We start from the raw sequence: 14,344 nt of genomic DNA on the forward strand, positions 1-14,344 counted from the left end.
GTATCAATGAAATTATGAGAGGAATTTGCTTAGATCAAATTCCTCTTCTTTTTCATATTGTTGTGTTCGTTCATAACTAAGAAATAGTAAAATTCTTTCTAAATAATCAACTGCTCCACGTAACTCATTTTGTAATATCTCTAGTCCACCGTTAGCATACTCTTCAAAGATTTGATTACGTAGAGTTTCATATTCTTCCTCATATATAGATAAAATGTTTATGTCTTGAACTTCAGTCATTCCCAGTAATTTGATCACCACATCATTTCCGACTGAAGCGAAATATTCTATTCTGATTGGTGATGGTTCTCGTTTAGAAATTTCGCCTAAAGGTACACGCTTTTTATGCTTTGCACCCAACGCAGCAGCAAAGACAATCACATCAGCGAAGGTTTGAAAAGGCCCTGTACCACCATCGGAAGAGGTTAACGCTTTTACTAAATCTGCTTTATCTTTAGCAACCCTGATTCTGCCAGTTTCAGCCATTGATTTAAATATCTACTATGTAGTTATGATACCCGAAAGCTAAGAGCGATCGCCCCCAATACCCAATCAACGCAAACAAAAACGCCCCCCTTTTCAGGAGAGCGTTTTTATTAATTATGAGAGACGTTGCTAAGCAACATCTCCAGAAAATTAACCGTTGATAGCAGGAGCGCTGATAGCAACAGGAGCAACATCACCAGCAGCTAAGTCTAAGGGGAAGTTGTGAGCATTACGCTCGTGCATTACTTCCATACCCAAGTTAGCGCGGTTGATGATGTCAGCCCAGGTGTTGATGACGCGACCTTGGGAGTCAATCACAGATTGGTTGAAGTTGAAACCATTCAAGTTGAACGCCATTGTGCTGATACCCAAAGCGGTAAACCAGATACCGACTACAGGCCATGCAGCTAAGAAGAAGTGCAAGGAACGGCTATTGTTGAAGGACGCATATTGGAAAATCAAGCGACCGAAGTAACCGTGTGCTGCTACGATGTTATAGGTTTCTTCTTCTTGACCGAACTTGTAACCGTAGTTTTGAGATTCGGTTTCGGTTGTTTCACGCACCAAGGAGGAGGTTACCAAAGAACCGTGCATTGCGGAGAACAAAGAACCGCCGAATACACCAGCCACACCTAACATGTGGAAGGGGTGCATCAGGATGTTGTGTTCTGCTTGGAACACGATCATGAAGTTGAATGTTCCACTGATTCCCAAGGGCATACCATCAGAGAAGGAACCTTGTCCGATGGGGTAGATCAAGAATACTGCGGTAGCAGATGCCAAAGGCGCAGAGTAAGCTACGCAGATCCAAGGACGCATACCCAAGCGGTAGGACAATTCCCACTGACGACCCATGTAGCAAGCACATCCGATCAGGAAGTGGAAGATTACCAATTGGTAAGGGCCACCGTTGTACAACCACTCGTCTAAGGATGCTGCTTCCCAAATTGGGTAGAAGTGCAAACCAATAGCGTTGGAAGAAGGAACAACTGCACCAGAGATGATGTTGTTTCCGTAGATTAAGGAACCTGCAACAGGTTCACGGATACCATCGATGTCTACGGGGGGAGCAGCGATGAATGCAATTACGAAGCAGGTGGTTGCAGCCAGCAAGGTTGGAATCATCAATACGCCGAACCAACCGACATAAATCCGGTTTTCGGTGCTGGTGATCCAGTTGCAGAACCGCTCCCATACGTTAGCGTTTGAACGCTGTTGTAAGGTTGTGGTCATTTTTTTATGAGTGCTATGTTTCGTTAAATATGAAACAGACAAATTTTGTTTTGCCTGTTGCAATAAGTCTACATGAATTTACTTTAATGCGATGTTTTGCTTAATATTCTGTAATGTATTGCTTGAATAAACTCTCCTAAATGTAAAGTTTTTGTTCGGATTTATAGGCTGATAAAAACCATCACAAGCCTTGATTTGTATGAATTTAAGTGATTTCAATACCAGTTAAATTTTACTGACGCGATCGCCTATTTACATAGCTTTACATTTATTTACAAAGAATATTCAAATTCTCTCATAAAAAATATATGGAAAGAATCAAGAATTTAGAATTTATAGGGATTTTCAACTGTATGAAATACGCAAAATTTAGTAGGGTAGCACAGCTAACCGTGCTACCCTGTAATGTATATAAACAAATATTGAAGCCAACTACTACTGCTGCTTGTCTACCAAGAATTTAAATTAAAAATCAAAGTATATATAGGGTAAGCTGCCTTCAGGAGCTAGTAACCACACAACATAAAAGCATAAGGGTACAAAGACTAGCTTGATTGGCCAGTTCAACTCTAATTTTAATCGACCATTCAAAGCGTAGACTAGACCCATGAAAGCGGCTAAAATCATCAGCATCCAAGTTAGTTGGTAAGGGCTGATAGTTAAAGCTTCTACGTATACTTTTTGGGCAAATTGTGCATCAGCGTTGTAACCCCAAAGGTGCTGAATTACTAAAGAAGAATCTTGGAGGTTGGGTAAGCGAAACCAAATCCAAGAAGTAAAAACCATCAACTGAGTTAATAACCAAGCAATAACTATACCTAGAGGATTTTGCCAGAATTGAGCTAGTTTTTCATGGCGATCGCTCAAATTATCTGTGAGTCGATGAACAGCCAAAGCAATTCCATGCAGAATACCCCAAACGAAGAAACCCCAAGCAGAACCGTGCCAAATACCTGCAATCACCATCACAATAAATAAATTCCAGCAGGTACGAATCAAACCACGCCGAGAACCACCTAAAGGAAAGTAAACATAGTTACGCAACCAGTCACCTAAAGTCATGTGCCAGCGTCGCCAAAAATCAGCAATGCTGGTACTGAAGTAAGGAAAATCAAAATTTTCTGGCAAAACTAAACCAAACAACAAAGCAGTACCACGGGCAATATCTACGTAGCCATTAAAATCTAAATACAATTGCAAACCATAGGCAAAAGTTGCCAACCAAAGATCGCCACTACCTGCGCGTTGCAAATTACCAAAGCATAAATCAACAAAAATCCCTAAATTATCTGCCAAAAGTCCTTTTTTGACGGCACCTCTAGCAATTAACCATAATGCTTCGGCTACTCTCTCGGCTGTGGGAAATTGGAGTGTATTGAACTGAGTTGCTAAGTTGTGATAGCGCGTAATTGGGCCGGAAATTAATTTGGCAAAAAATAGTTTGTAGGTAGCAAATTTGAGAAAATGGTCAGTAGCAGGAGCGCCACGATAGACATCTATTAAATAGGCAATACACTCAAAAGTGAAAAATGAAATTCCCAAAGGTGCAATAAATTTAAAAGATGACTCTGGTGAATTTATTTGTAGTGGAAAAATCAAGTTTAATACAGGCGTAAAATACTTGAAACCTAGCAGTAATAAAACATTTAATACTACACCCAGGCACAATAATTTTAGACGGCGACTATTCCAATCTGCATTCGCATACTGCCATTCTTCATTAGAAATTCGCCAATCAAGATTATGCTCTCCCGGAGAGGTATTTTTGCCAATTTCTCTCCCCAAGCGAAAGTTAATAAAAGTCAATGCCAATAAAAGTGGTATGTATTGGATGCTCCAAGAAGCATAAAAAGCAATACTGGCAATTAATAAAGTCCATAATCGCCACTTTTGTTCAGTAAATGTCCAGTAAATACCTAATATACTCAGTAAAAATATGCCGTAGGTAATTGATATAAAGTTCATTTTTTAGTCAATAGTCATTTGTTATTTATCATTCGTTAAGAGGTCAGAGTATGCAATTTTATACTTCTTTCCAAATAAAATACTCAGCACTCAGCACTTACTTTGTAGTCCAAGGAATCACTGGATCTATCGCTAGTTTTTTTGAGACTTCGTAAGCGCCAAAGCGGTTAAGATGGCTGGGGTCAGAAAAATAATCATTTGTTCTTAGCCAAAGTTGGCTAAAATCTCGATAAATAAAATTAGGATTGGTTGCTAATCGAAGCATATATTGTTGAAATTCTTGCTCATATTTTTTGCGGACTGGATCTAAATATTCGGCGGTGAGAGGCATATTAATAAATACCAGAGGAATTTGCTGCGACTGAGTAAACTGCAACACTTCTTGAAACGCAGCATCTTGCTCACCGTCTATGTGGAATGATTTGTAATCATTGTCGTAATTCCCTGTAACTCTGGGGTGTTTTTGATAATAACGAGCAGGATTAAACCGCACAGATAAAGGTAAAAATCCATCAAAATCAACTGATTGCAGAGAGGTTTCCTCTTCTGAACTATCTGATGTAGATTCAATTGATGGTGTTTCTTTAGAAGTGCGATCGCTAATTAATGGCAATCCATCCAGTTGTTGATGCAGTAAAGATTTTAGTTGGTTCCGATTTTGATAAGTACTAGAAAAAGCAGCTAAAATCTGATTTAAGCCATTATTGATAGCTTGATAACTAGTAATTTCCTCTGGCTTTTTATCATTTTTTGGCTTCTCCTGAGATTTCGTAGTATTTTTAGCAGATTCTTCTTCAATAGCAGTTTTTTGAGCTTTTTCTAAGATTTTTTTATAACCTTGGGAAGCAGCGATCGCATTAAATGTTATATCTTCACGGCCACTATTAAAAGCACGGGAACCATCAGCCCAAAGAATGAGTTTTGGTAATTCCGATGGCTCCAGTACTTGACGAATAATAAAATTTACAACTTGGGCTGTAGCACCATTCACACCAAAGTTAAATACGCCAATATTGCGATATCCCTGTTTGGCTAAACCTTTAGATAATTCAGCCGGATCAACACCACGCAAAGCCCGCGAAGAACCAATAATTAAGATATCTGGTGGATTTCCTTTAATCTTCAATTGTTGCCTATACAAAGCTAGTTGTTCATCTAATTGCCGCGCATTAAAACTAGGCATTTGCGATCGCGCTGCTAATAAAATTGCAGCAGATGTGGCTTTTTGTTTTAATGGGGCAGCTGTTAAAGTTTTAGGTTCAGCCTCATCATCATTTAAGGTAAACCCAGAAGCATTAAAGACTGAATTTTTCGATTGGGATAACTTTTTCCCAGAGGAACTAGCCAGTAATTCTAATTTATCTTTTGGTTTTGCTGGTACAGGTGGCTTTTGTTCAACATCTGAAGCAGCAACATTCGTCTCCTGTGCTGTAGAAGGTAGAGTCCGAGACACAATTTGACCGAAAATCCAATCAGTTTGGAGTGTGAGCAATAATCCCAATGTTCCCCACACTAAAGCAACTTTGAGTCCACCTTTTAAATCAGGATCTGCGGCGGCTGACTGACCAACTTCTGTAAATATCTGTGTTCCTAGCAGCAAATTTTTAACTGTAGTGGTGGTGGTAACAATCCAATCCCGCGCTACTTCTGTGACAAAATTTTGTACTTCTTCGGAAGTTAACTCGACGCGGAAAATCGGTTCTTGACTATCTTTAACTATCAATTCACCCACATATTCAGAAGTCGCGGCAAACTCTGGGGTAGCTTCGGGAACTAAACGCTGGCGCTGCGCAAAATCCACGCCATGATGCCAAACTGGTTCTTTATTACCAGCACGGCGACCGTAAACCCTGATTCCTGCAACACCAGGTAATTTTAGTTGCCGCATAAACTGGGTAACTTTAGTAGCAACCTGTTTACGAACAGGACAAACAGGTGCATCACACATAATGTGCAGTAAGTCACCTTTGCAAAGCAATAGTACGCGAATCCCGCCTGTTTTCAAGCGCCATTCTAAATCAGTATTCAGTAAGCGTTCTAGTAAAAAATGAATAGCTGGTTCATCGCCGTTAAGTGCTAACTCTAAGGCTGAGGTAGCCAAAGCTGGATGTTGCGCCGCAGGTAAAGAGATCCAATCAATCCAAGCCGGTTGCTTTTGGGCAGTTCTTTGTCCATAAATGGTAGCGCCAAGAATGCCTTGAGGAGCGATCGCTTCTAGGTGTGATACGATGATTTCCAGACATTTTGCTTTGTCTGGCGCTGGTGCATCTTCTAAAGGATCAAAGGCTGGAGAACAAAAAAGATGTAAGGTTGATTCTTTGAGTGATGCTTGGACAGTAACTTTAAACTCTAATAATACTTCTGTTAATAAACGAGCGATCGCTTGCACATCTCCCCAACGCGCCCATTCTTTGAGCATTACCTCTGGGGGTGTTAAATCTACCCGCAGTACCCAATCATTACTAGTTTCACCACTGACTTGGGAAGTAATAACTGCATCTTGATAGCCAGTCAGCTTTAACAGTCTGAGTTTTTGGGCGATTGTTTCTGCCAATAATGAAGAATCTGGACTATAGGCAGATTGACAAAAAACCCACAAGCGATTTGTTGCGGCTTGATTTTTGTCTTTGGGTTGGTGTGGCTTGATTTTGACTTGGACTCCCACACCCAAGGAACTGAGAGTTTCACTGAGATAATGGGCGATCGCATTCGGATCACCGCGACGGGCTAAACTCTCATTTGATATAATCAGTGACCCACCTGGCTTGGATGCTTCTGATTCCTTTAGGGCTTGCTCTACCTGTTCTAAATGTCTATCTAATTGATTTAGATGCACACGATGACACCATTGGGGTCGATTTTCCCCCTTTTTTCGCCCGTAAACCAATACTTGGTATATTGAGGGTTGTTCGTTATTTGTTAAGACATCTAAATTTGTTTGCTGGAGTGCCTGAAGCAAATCAGCAAGAGTGCGCCAGCGTAAAGGACACTCAGTTGCTTCACAAAGAATGTGTAGGTCATTTCCCCGCAACCGGACTTTCACCCCTAAAGTGTTGATCCCTGTTGCTTGGCTTACCCATTGCACTAATATTTGCTGGCTATCTGGTAATACTTTTTTCATGGGGAGTTAACTTTACAGGAAGCGAGTATTTGGGGGTATTGCCTGCACTTGTAAACTAGAACCATAGGTCTATCACATTTTGCTGTTTTTTTTTAACACTTTTGTTACCTTCTGTGCTTGCAAAATAGGCCAAGATAGTCTTATATCGTTGCAAGTCATACAGATTTTGAGTTTTGCGTTTCATTTTACTTGTTTGCCAACAACCAAAAATTAGCAATGGCTCCTATCACCTCCCAATCTTCACCCAACCCCGGATTAAATCTGGTTTTGTTTAGCATTCCCCAATCTTTTATCCTCGAAATAGGTACAGCGTCCATACTACTGCTGCTCACCACCCAAAAGTTCACCGTAAAAGCCCTAGAATCTGTAGGGCAAGCTAGTGAAGAATTGTTTCGCGGCGATCGCTTGCCGATTCTTCCCTTTCCTAATAGTGATGAAATAACCAATAAAAGCTAAAACTTATACTTTAAAAAATAAACCGCTCATAGAAAACAATGAGCGTAAATCACAAAGTTCAAAAATGTAAACAGTAATTGGCTTTACAAGAGAAGCAAATATGAGTTCGCTTTTATACTCTGTATCACACGCCGCGAATTATTACCCTGCGTCAGAATTATTTTTACGTCGTCGTCTCCAAATAGTTGAAGAATTATGGGAGAACGTGCTGCGGCAAGAATGCGGTCAGAAAATGGTAGATTTATTGCGGCAACTGCGGGATTTGTGTTCGCCAGAAGGACAAGCCACAAACGACCAAGCCGCTTCCGCAGTGAAATTGATTGAACAACTAAATATTAATGAAGCAATTCGGGCGGCGCGTGCTTTTGCCCTGTACTTTCAGTTGATTAACATCATAGAGCAGGAATTTGAACAAAAGCAGCAACTAACCCGCTACTCGGAACTAGAAACCGAAATCACAACTAGTGCAGACACAATCTCAGATAGTACCTATTCTTCCAATGACAAAGAAGATGATGTCTTTGTCAACAAAGGTATAGGCCCAGACTTGTTAGCCAAAAGTTGGGTTGGCAAAATGCACAACAAACAGAAAGGTACTTTTGCCACTCTGTTTCCTTATTTACATGAACTGAATGTACCACCCCAGCAAATTCAACGTTTAATTTCACAGTTAGATGTGCGTTTGGTATTTACAGCACACCCCACAGAAATTGTCCGTCACACCATCCGCGATAAACAACGGCAAGTCGTAAATCTCCTGCAACAAATAGATGCAGTCGAAAATCGTGCAGGTGGCTATCCTTGGGAATCAGCCGAGTTACGCGAAAAGCTACTAGAAGAAATTCGGCTGTGGTGGCGCACAGATGAACTTCACCAGTTCAAACCCACAGTCTTGGATGAAGTAGATTATGCCCTGCACTACTTCCAAGAAGTATTATTTGATGGCATTCCTCAACTGCATAAACGCTTTAAATATGCTTTAGGTAAAACCTTTGATTGGCTGGAACCGCCACGCAAAAACTTTTGTTCCTTTGGTTCTTGGGTAGGTTCCGATAGAGATGGGAACCCATCAGTCACACCAGAAATAACCTGGAAGACAGCTTGTTATCAGCGCAAAATGGTGCTGGAACGATATATTCAGTCAGTCAAAAAGCTGATTGAATTATTAAGTATTTCCATGCACTGGAGTGATGTTTTACCAGATTTGCTGGAATCTCTGGAATTAGATCAGTCACAGTTAAGCGATATATATGATGCACTGGCTTTGCGTTATCGCCAAGAACCTTATCGCTTGAAGCTGTCTTATGTATTAAGGCGGTTGGAAAATACCCGCGATCGCAACTTAGCATTATATAAAAGAGAAACTCCCAGCAACGAAGATGCACCAATGTACCGTTCGGGAGCCGATTTTTTGGCAGAATTGCGGTTAATTCAGCGAAATTTGAGCGAAACTGGCCTCAGTTGTCGAGAACTTGATAATTTAATTTGTCAAGTAGAAATCTTTGACTTTAACCTGACGCAGTTAGATATTCGCCAAGAATCAACCCGCCACTCCGATGCACTGAATGAGATTTTGGAATATTTGCAAGTATTGCCACAATCATATAACGACTTGAGCGAAGAACAGCGCGTTGCTTGGTTAACCTCAGAATTACAAACCCGTCGTCCGTTGATTCCGGCGGAACTACCATTTTCTGAGAAAACCAACGATGTGATTGAAACCTTCCGAATTTTGCGATCGCTGCAACAAGAGTTTGGTGTCAACATCTGCCAAACTTATATTATTAGTATGTGTCGTCAAGTCAGCGACGTACTAGAAGTTTTACTCTTAGCCAAAGAAGCCAGATTATTTGACCCAGCAGTTGCAGTCGGCACAATTCAAGTTGTACCTTTATTTGAAACAGTAGAAGACTTGCAGCGTTCTCGCAGCGTTATGCGCCAGCTGTTTGAACTTCCCTTATATCGTGCTTTGTTAGCTGGCGGCTACGAAAACATTCAACAGAGAAATTCTAATCTTGAATCTCCTCAAAACTCAGCACTCAGCACTCAACCCTCAGCACTCAGCACTGACTTACAAGAAGTAATGCTGGGATATTCCGATAGTAACAAAGACTCTGGTTTCTTAAGCAGTAATTGGGAAATTCACAAAGCCCAAAAATCATTGCAGAAAATTGCCGAAGAATATGGTGTGAATTTGCGGATTTTCCACGGTCGCGGCGGTTCTGTGGGACGTGGTGGTGGCCCTGCTTATGAAGCGATTTTGGCACAACCAGGCCACAGTATTAACGGCCGAATTAAGATTACTGAACAAGGAGAAGTTTTAGCTTCTAAATATTCCTTGGTGGATTTGGCATTATACAACTTAGAAACCGTCACCACCGCCGTCATCCAAGCCAGTTTGCTGCGCACAGGGTTTGATGATATCGAACCTTGGAATGAAATCATGGAAGAACTAGCAGTGCGATCGCGGCAACATTATCGTGCTTTAATCTACGAACAACCAGATTTCATTGATTTCTTCCACCAAGTCACCCCCATTGAAGAAATCAGCCAACTGCAAATTAGTTCCCGTCCAGCACGCCGTCCTTCTGGAAAGAAAGATTTAAGTAGCTTACGCGCAATTCCTTGGGTATTTAGCTGGACACAAACTCGATTTCTCCTACCTTCTTGGTACGGTGTCGGGACAGCGTTGCAAGAATTCTTGAATGAAGAACCAGAAGAACACTTGAAATTACTGCGTTACTTCTATATGAAGTGGCCGTTCTTCAAAATGGTGATTTCTAAAGCCGAAATGACCTTGGCTAAAGTAGACATCCAAATGGCACAACATTACGTGCAAGAATTGTCAAACCCAGAAGACAGAGAACGCTTTGAGAAAGTTTTTGAGCAAATTGCCAGTGAATACTATCTCACAAGAAACTTTGTCCTCAAAATCACTGGACACAATCGACTGTTAGATGGTGATCCTGTATTGCAGCGTTCAGTACAATTACGCAATGGTACAATTGTACCTTTGGGTTTCATTCAGGTTTCACTACTCAAACGCCTGCGCCAAGCCAAAAATACTTCCGCGACCTCTGGTGTAATTCACTCCCGTTACAGCAAAGGCGAGTTACTCCGAGGCGCACTGTTAACCATCAACGGTATTGCTGCGGGAATGCGAAATACAGGTTGATTTGTTTCACCAGAGTCAATAGTCAAAAGCCCACAGTCCATTGACTATTGACTATTGACCCTTAACTATTGACAAATGACCAAAAACAAAATTTTAACTTGTACCTTTGTAGCTTTAGCTTCTGGATTTTTTGGTAGTTACATCAACGGACAAATCACGCTGATGCTGCATAGCCAAAAATGCCAAAATCAACCTTGGGGCTTCAAAGAAATTTGTAATACTTGGGTAGCACCAGGGGCGATGCTGCAAGGTAGCACCAGAGGACTCTGGACTGGTACAATCTTGGGCGCATTTGTCGGAGGTTTAATCACACGCCAACACCCTTCAAATGATTGATACAAATGTACCTCTAATCAATAAATTAATTTCAGACTTCAGACTTCAAACTTCATACTTCATTTACGCGATCGCAAATTACTCAAATTTTTCCATGAGTTGGTATTGGTATCAAAACAACGCCAAGAACCGTCCTTGCTTTCCTGATAACAAAACAAAGTGCGATCGCCGCTATATAGATTATCTGTTAAATAATATACTATTCCCCGAAAAGGGTAAGTTTTGCGACTTAAGCGTTTAGCTACAGCTTGATTTGGACATTCCACGATAAATACTGGCTTTTTATTCAAGTGAGCTAACGAGAATATACACATACGTAAAATCGCTCGCAGCCAACTTTCAGTGTGATCGAAATAATCATCGATAATTTTATTCGTTAGTGCTTTTTCGAGGGTGCGATCGTTGTTTTGAGAGATGTGAGCCTCAGACATAGCATCACCTATTGCGATACCGATGGTTCGAGATTAATCCAAAATTTCCCAAAATGCCAAGTGTCTACACACACTCAATTAACCATCTCTCATCTTTACTCAGCGTACCTTTGTCTTGAAAAGTTTGCTCAACGGGGGGAACCCCCGCACGCAACTTTTCGCTGCGTTTACCTCCATGCCCCTCTGCGTTTAAATTGCAATCCCAAGACTGGTAAAATCTACCCAGAGCGAAGAAAGAGCAAATAGCCATGACTGCTGAAACTAACCAAGTAAATTCCACAACCAAAGGTGCAGATGCGATTGATGAAGCGATCGCCAAAGGTATAGATTTTGATGGAACTCCCATTCCTACCGCAAAGCTAGACCTTTATAACCAAGTCATGGCGCTAGAAGCAAATAGACAGCGTAGTGGCGTTTCAAATACCATGCGATCGCGTATTGTCAGAATTGGTGCTAAGCACATTCCCCAAGCAGAACTCGATCAAAAGCTCACAGAAGCAGGATTTGCACCTCTTAAAGAAAAAGAAATTGCCTTTTTCTACGGTGGTAAGTAATTATTTACCTTAAGTAAAGGTAGGTTGGGTGGAGCGACAGCGAAACCCAACAATATCAGAATGAATATTGGGTTTAGTTCTTTAACCACCAAAACCAAAACTTTACTGTTCCAAAGTTCGTACAGTCAAAACCTGTGGCGGCGTAGAGTCTGGTGGATAAATTACATCTACCTGTACATTCCGTTGGTTTGCGGGAGGTAGAACAAACTGCACTAACGGATCTAAAACTTGACCAGTTCTGTGCCATAAATGTACGTACCGTGTCTTCTTTTGTCCTTGGTCATCAACATAACGCAGTCGCACTGTACCCCGGAAAAACGGAAAATCTAAAGATGGTTTGCGAAAACGAACACCACCTTTAGATAACTTGTCTTCTTTCAAAGGTGTTTCCAGCGTGACTGTAACTTTCTGAGTTTGGTTTGTATTATTCTTTAACGGCAAACTGAGATTATATTCCACCCCATAATTACCGTGCGCTTCGTAAGCTGTATCAGGGTAACGCACCAACATTTTAGCCGTTTGAATTTGTTCAGTACCCAAGCGACCACCGCGCAGAGTCACCAAAGGATAAGAAATCCCTTGACCACGCTGGGGAATAGTTAAATACTGGGCTTTGGGGTTATCTACCAAATTAGTTTGCCATTGAGAACCTTGAGAAACACCAGCCACACGCCCATAAATTAGCGAACCACTAGTAGCATCTGGCGGAGTCGGAGTTTTATCCCTTGGCCCAGCAAAGCCACCATTATTTAACAAAGCTTGCCATTCACCAAGAGTAGGCGCACGGTCAGAACCATTAGCATTTTTCTTGGCAAACATTGCCATACTTGCTGCATAAACTTTACCACTACTCTGCAAGCGCAAAAAACTAGAACGACCATTCACAGGCTTTTCTAAATTTCTGACTGGAATCGGATGATTCAGCAACATCCGGCTTCCTCCAGGTGGAAGCACTAACTTAGCAGGAAAATCAGCTTGACGAACACCGCGCAGCACATCACTAACAGCCCTCGCCCCTGGCCCAGAATACACCTTACCATCATTGTTTTCTAGGTAAGGTGCTAAAGTAACGAACGGTGCATCTTGCATCAAATAACTCGCAGCCTGCAACACATCTACTGTCACAGGTTTTGTACTAGGATTATGCAGAATTACACCTATGTATAGTGTTTGTAAATCTTTGGGAGTATGGGTGTAATGATGGGCAAATAAATCAAAGCGTCCCTGAAAAGGAAAATTGAGATGTGCAGCTGGAACTTTTTTACCATTGGCAGGAAAGGTAGAAAGTAAAATACCCTCATTTTTAATCCATTCTGGGCTATTGCTATTAAAAACAGGGATTGTATTTAACTTGCCAGGTAAAGGGCGAACTTCGCCAGGTTGCACAATTTCCTGTGGCGCTGGTTGAGGTGAAGTTTGGGCAACAACTGCTGAACCGTTCCTCAAAGTTGTACATCCAACTGTTTGAGTAATAGCAAGTCCAGATAAAAGTATAAATACAGATGATACTAGTTTATTAGTCATAGCTGTGATGTTAAAGATAATCCCTTTTAACTACAAGTTATTTAACTGAATTTTCTGAAGTATTGATAAAATAGTTAATTTACTTATGGTCGTTTACAATAGTGCTTTGATTTTTTTAAAATGTCTACATTTATAGCACTTTAATCATTTATAGAACTAAGTTATATTAAAGTAAGTTGCGTATTCTGATTCAAGAATTGCTTAAATGGAAATACTCATTGAATCAACTAAAGAATTTGAACAAGACTTAGAAAAATTTAATAACAGAGAAAAATTTAAAATTATTAAAAAATTGAATCGATATGTTGACTTGATTTCCAAAAATAGAAACTTACTAGACAATCAAGCATTTAAATTAAAAACTATTAAATTAAATACTGATTATGATTCTTCTCTTTATGCTTTGATTATCGATAAAGATTTAAGAATAATAATTACAATTGATGACGATCCGATTTTTGATACAACAGTGATTACTTTGTTTAGAGTTGTCAATACTGAAGATGCTGCACAAGCATATAGTTCAGTAGCTGACTATCTCTACCAAGATTTTAGTGTGAAAAATCAAGAAATTGAGGTTCACTCTAGCTAATGCCACAAATTAAACCACTTTTAGATGAGCATGGTGTTATTTATGAAGCTATGAAAATTTTACCCGATGAACTAAAAATTGATTTTTTAGAAGCTTTAGCAGAATTAGAAGACAATGAATGCCACAGAACTAGAAATTTTCCGAAAACTAGGCTGCGGAAAGTTAAAGGTATTAAACAAGCAATATACCGTGCTGATATCGATAAGTTATCTGGATGGCGGATTCATCTGCAATACATTGAAGGCAAGATTCATTTAAATGACATTATTGAAGGTCAGCGTCATGATGATGTTATTGAAGTGATTAAATCTAAAAAGCATAGATACGAGTAGATAAAATATTGATGAATTTACTAATAAATTTATATTTAATAAGTATAATTATATACTTTAATTCTAGGACATAGCAAAGGCGATCGCCCTCCGCCAAGAGTCTGCGATCGCCTTTGTGTAATTCCCAATGTTGGATTAC

Annotated in this window: 13 protein-coding genes; 6 read left to right on the plus strand and 7 right to left on the minus strand. The window is 40.4% G+C overall.

Going from position 1 to position 14,344, the window contains the following annotated elements; genetic code table 11:
• Positions 1–12: 12 nt before the first annotated feature.
• From ACMX3D_RS26390 to ACMX3D_RS26405, 4 genes are all read right to left on the minus strand, one after another.
• The gene (locus ACMX3D_RS26390) at positions 13–486 is read right to left on the minus strand and encodes a DNA phosphorothioation-associated protein 4 (protein WP_482748742.1); all 474 of its coding nucleotides are present in this window, start codon (positions 484–486) and stop codon (positions 13–15) included.
• 150 nt (positions 487–636) lie between these two features.
• The gene (gene psbA, locus ACMX3D_RS26395) at positions 637–1,719 is read right to left on the minus strand and encodes a photosystem II q(b) protein (RefSeq protein WP_482748743.1); all 1,083 of its coding nucleotides are present in this window, start codon (positions 1,717–1,719) and stop codon (positions 637–639) included.
• A gap of 465 nt (positions 1,720–2,184) precedes the next feature.
• Positions 2,185–3,684, minus strand: a complete 1,500-nt coding sequence (locus tag ACMX3D_RS26400) for an MBOAT family O-acyltransferase (RefSeq protein ID WP_482748744.1) — start codon at positions 3,682–3,684, stop codon at positions 2,185–2,187.
• Between the two features lie 97 nt (positions 3,685–3,781).
• Positions 3,782–6,805 (minus strand): DUF1574 family protein, encoded by a 3,024-nt coding sequence (locus ACMX3D_RS26405; protein WP_482748745.1) that lies wholly within the window; start codon positions 6,803–6,805, stop codon positions 3,782–3,784.
• 216 nt (positions 6,806–7,021) lie between these two features.
• Here ACMX3D_RS26405 and ACMX3D_RS26410 point away from each other — a divergent pair, with 216 nt between their 5' ends.
• From ACMX3D_RS26410 to ACMX3D_RS26420, 3 genes are all read left to right on the plus strand, one after another.
• Complete coding sequence (locus ACMX3D_RS26410; RefSeq protein WP_482748746.1) at positions 7,022–7,261, plus strand: hypothetical protein; 240 nt, start codon at positions 7,022–7,024, stop codon at positions 7,259–7,261.
• Between the two features lie 100 nt (positions 7,262–7,361).
• The gene (gene ppc, locus ACMX3D_RS26415) at positions 7,362–10,436 is read left to right on the plus strand and encodes a phosphoenolpyruvate carboxylase (protein ID WP_482748747.1); all 3,075 of its coding nucleotides are present in this window, start codon (positions 7,362–7,364) and stop codon (positions 10,434–10,436) included.
• 75 nt (positions 10,437–10,511) lie between these two features.
• Positions 10,512–10,772, plus strand: a complete 261-nt coding sequence (locus tag ACMX3D_RS26420) for a hypothetical protein (protein ID WP_482748748.1) — start codon at positions 10,512–10,514, stop codon at positions 10,770–10,772.
• A 59-nt stretch (positions 10,773–10,831) separates the two neighbouring features.
• Here the strand turns inward: ACMX3D_RS26420 and ACMX3D_RS26425 are convergent, their stop codons facing one another.
• Together ACMX3D_RS26425 and ACMX3D_RS26430 are read right to left on the minus strand one after the other, a co-directional pair.
• Positions 10,832–11,203, minus strand: coding sequence for a transcription antitermination NusB family protein (locus ACMX3D_RS26425; protein ID WP_482748749.1), 372 nt, complete (start codon positions 11,201–11,203; stop codon positions 10,832–10,834).
• 64 nt (positions 11,204–11,267) lie between these two features.
• On the minus strand, positions 11,268–11,453 hold the full coding sequence (locus tag ACMX3D_RS26430) for a hypothetical protein (protein ID WP_482748750.1): 186 nt from the start codon (positions 11,451–11,453) through the stop codon (positions 11,268–11,270).
• Here ACMX3D_RS26430 and ACMX3D_RS26435 point away from each other — a divergent pair.
• Positions 11,452–11,757: a small RNA NsiR4-regulated ssr1528 family protein gene (locus ACMX3D_RS26435; protein WP_482748751.1), complete on the plus strand. Its 306-nt coding sequence runs from the start codon at positions 11,452–11,454 to the stop codon at positions 11,755–11,757. The genes ACMX3D_RS26430 and ACMX3D_RS26435 overlap by 2 nt on opposite strands.
• A 102-nt stretch (positions 11,758–11,859) precedes the next feature.
• Here the strand turns inward: ACMX3D_RS26435 and ACMX3D_RS26440 are convergent, their stop codons facing one another.
• Entirely contained in the window at positions 11,860–13,281 is a 1,422-nt protein-coding gene (locus ACMX3D_RS26440) for a DUF3370 domain-containing protein (RefSeq protein ID WP_482748752.1), read from the minus strand.
• Positions 13,282–13,486: 205 nt separating this feature from the next.
• On the opposite strand from ACMX3D_RS26440, the gene ACMX3D_RS26445 reads away from it, so the two are divergent.
• The gene (locus tag ACMX3D_RS26445; protein ID WP_482748753.1) at positions 13,487–13,873 is read left to right on the plus strand and encodes a hypothetical protein; all 387 of its coding nucleotides are present in this window, start codon (positions 13,487–13,489) and stop codon (positions 13,871–13,873) included.
• Positions 13,873–14,205, plus strand: a complete 333-nt coding sequence (locus tag ACMX3D_RS26450; RefSeq protein WP_482748754.1) for a hypothetical protein — start codon at positions 13,873–13,875, stop codon at positions 14,203–14,205. The genes ACMX3D_RS26445 and ACMX3D_RS26450 overlap by 1 nt, the downstream gene beginning before the upstream one ends.
• The last annotated feature ends 139 nt before the right edge of the window (positions 14,206–14,344 follow it).

It is taken from the genome of Anabaena sp. TISTR 8404, assembly GCF_056847745.1.

What these genes read in the sequence shown, in the direction of transcription:
- ACMX3D_RS26390 (WP_482748742.1), bottom strand. Translation starts at nt 486, where the DNA reads ATGGCTGAAACTGGCAGAATCAGGGTTGCTAAAGATAAAGCAGATTTA.
- psbA (WP_482748743.1), bottom strand. Translation starts at nt 1,719, where the DNA reads ATGACCACAACCTTACAACAGCGTTCAAACGCTAACGTATGGGAGCGG.
- ACMX3D_RS26400 (WP_482748744.1), bottom strand. Translation starts at nt 3,684, where the DNA reads ATGAACTTTATATCAATTACCTACGGCATATTTTTACTGAGTATATTA.
- ACMX3D_RS26405 (WP_482748745.1), bottom strand. Translation starts at nt 6,805, where the DNA reads ATGAAAAAAGTATTACCAGATAGCCAGCAAATATTAGTGCAATGGGTA.
- ACMX3D_RS26410 (WP_482748746.1), top strand. Translation starts at nt 7,022, where the DNA reads ATGGCTCCTATCACCTCCCAATCTTCACCCAACCCCGGATTAAATCTG.
- ppc (WP_482748747.1), top strand. Translation starts at nt 7,362, where the DNA reads ATGAGTTCGCTTTTATACTCTGTATCACACGCCGCGAATTATTACCCT.
- ACMX3D_RS26420 (WP_482748748.1), top strand. Translation starts at nt 10,512, where the DNA reads ATGACCAAAAACAAAATTTTAACTTGTACCTTTGTAGCTTTAGCTTCT.
- ACMX3D_RS26425 (WP_482748749.1), bottom strand. Translation starts at nt 11,203, where the DNA reads ATGTCTGAGGCTCACATCTCTCAAAACAACGATCGCACCCTCGAAAAA.
- ACMX3D_RS26435 (WP_482748751.1), top strand. Translation starts at nt 11,452, where the DNA reads ATGACTGCTGAAACTAACCAAGTAAATTCCACAACCAAAGGTGCAGAT.
- ACMX3D_RS26430 (WP_482748750.1), bottom strand. Translation starts at nt 11,453, where the DNA reads ATGGCTATTTGCTCTTTCTTCGCTCTGGGTAGATTTTACCAGTCTTGG.
- ACMX3D_RS26440 (WP_482748752.1), bottom strand. Translation starts at nt 13,281, where the DNA reads ATGACTAATAAACTAGTATCATCTGTATTTATACTTTTATCTGGACTT.
- ACMX3D_RS26445 (WP_482748753.1), top strand. Translation starts at nt 13,487, where the DNA reads ATGGAAATACTCATTGAATCAACTAAAGAATTTGAACAAGACTTAGAA.
- ACMX3D_RS26450 (WP_482748754.1), top strand. Translation starts at nt 13,873, where the DNA reads ATGCCACAAATTAAACCACTTTTAGATGAGCATGGTGTTATTTATGAA.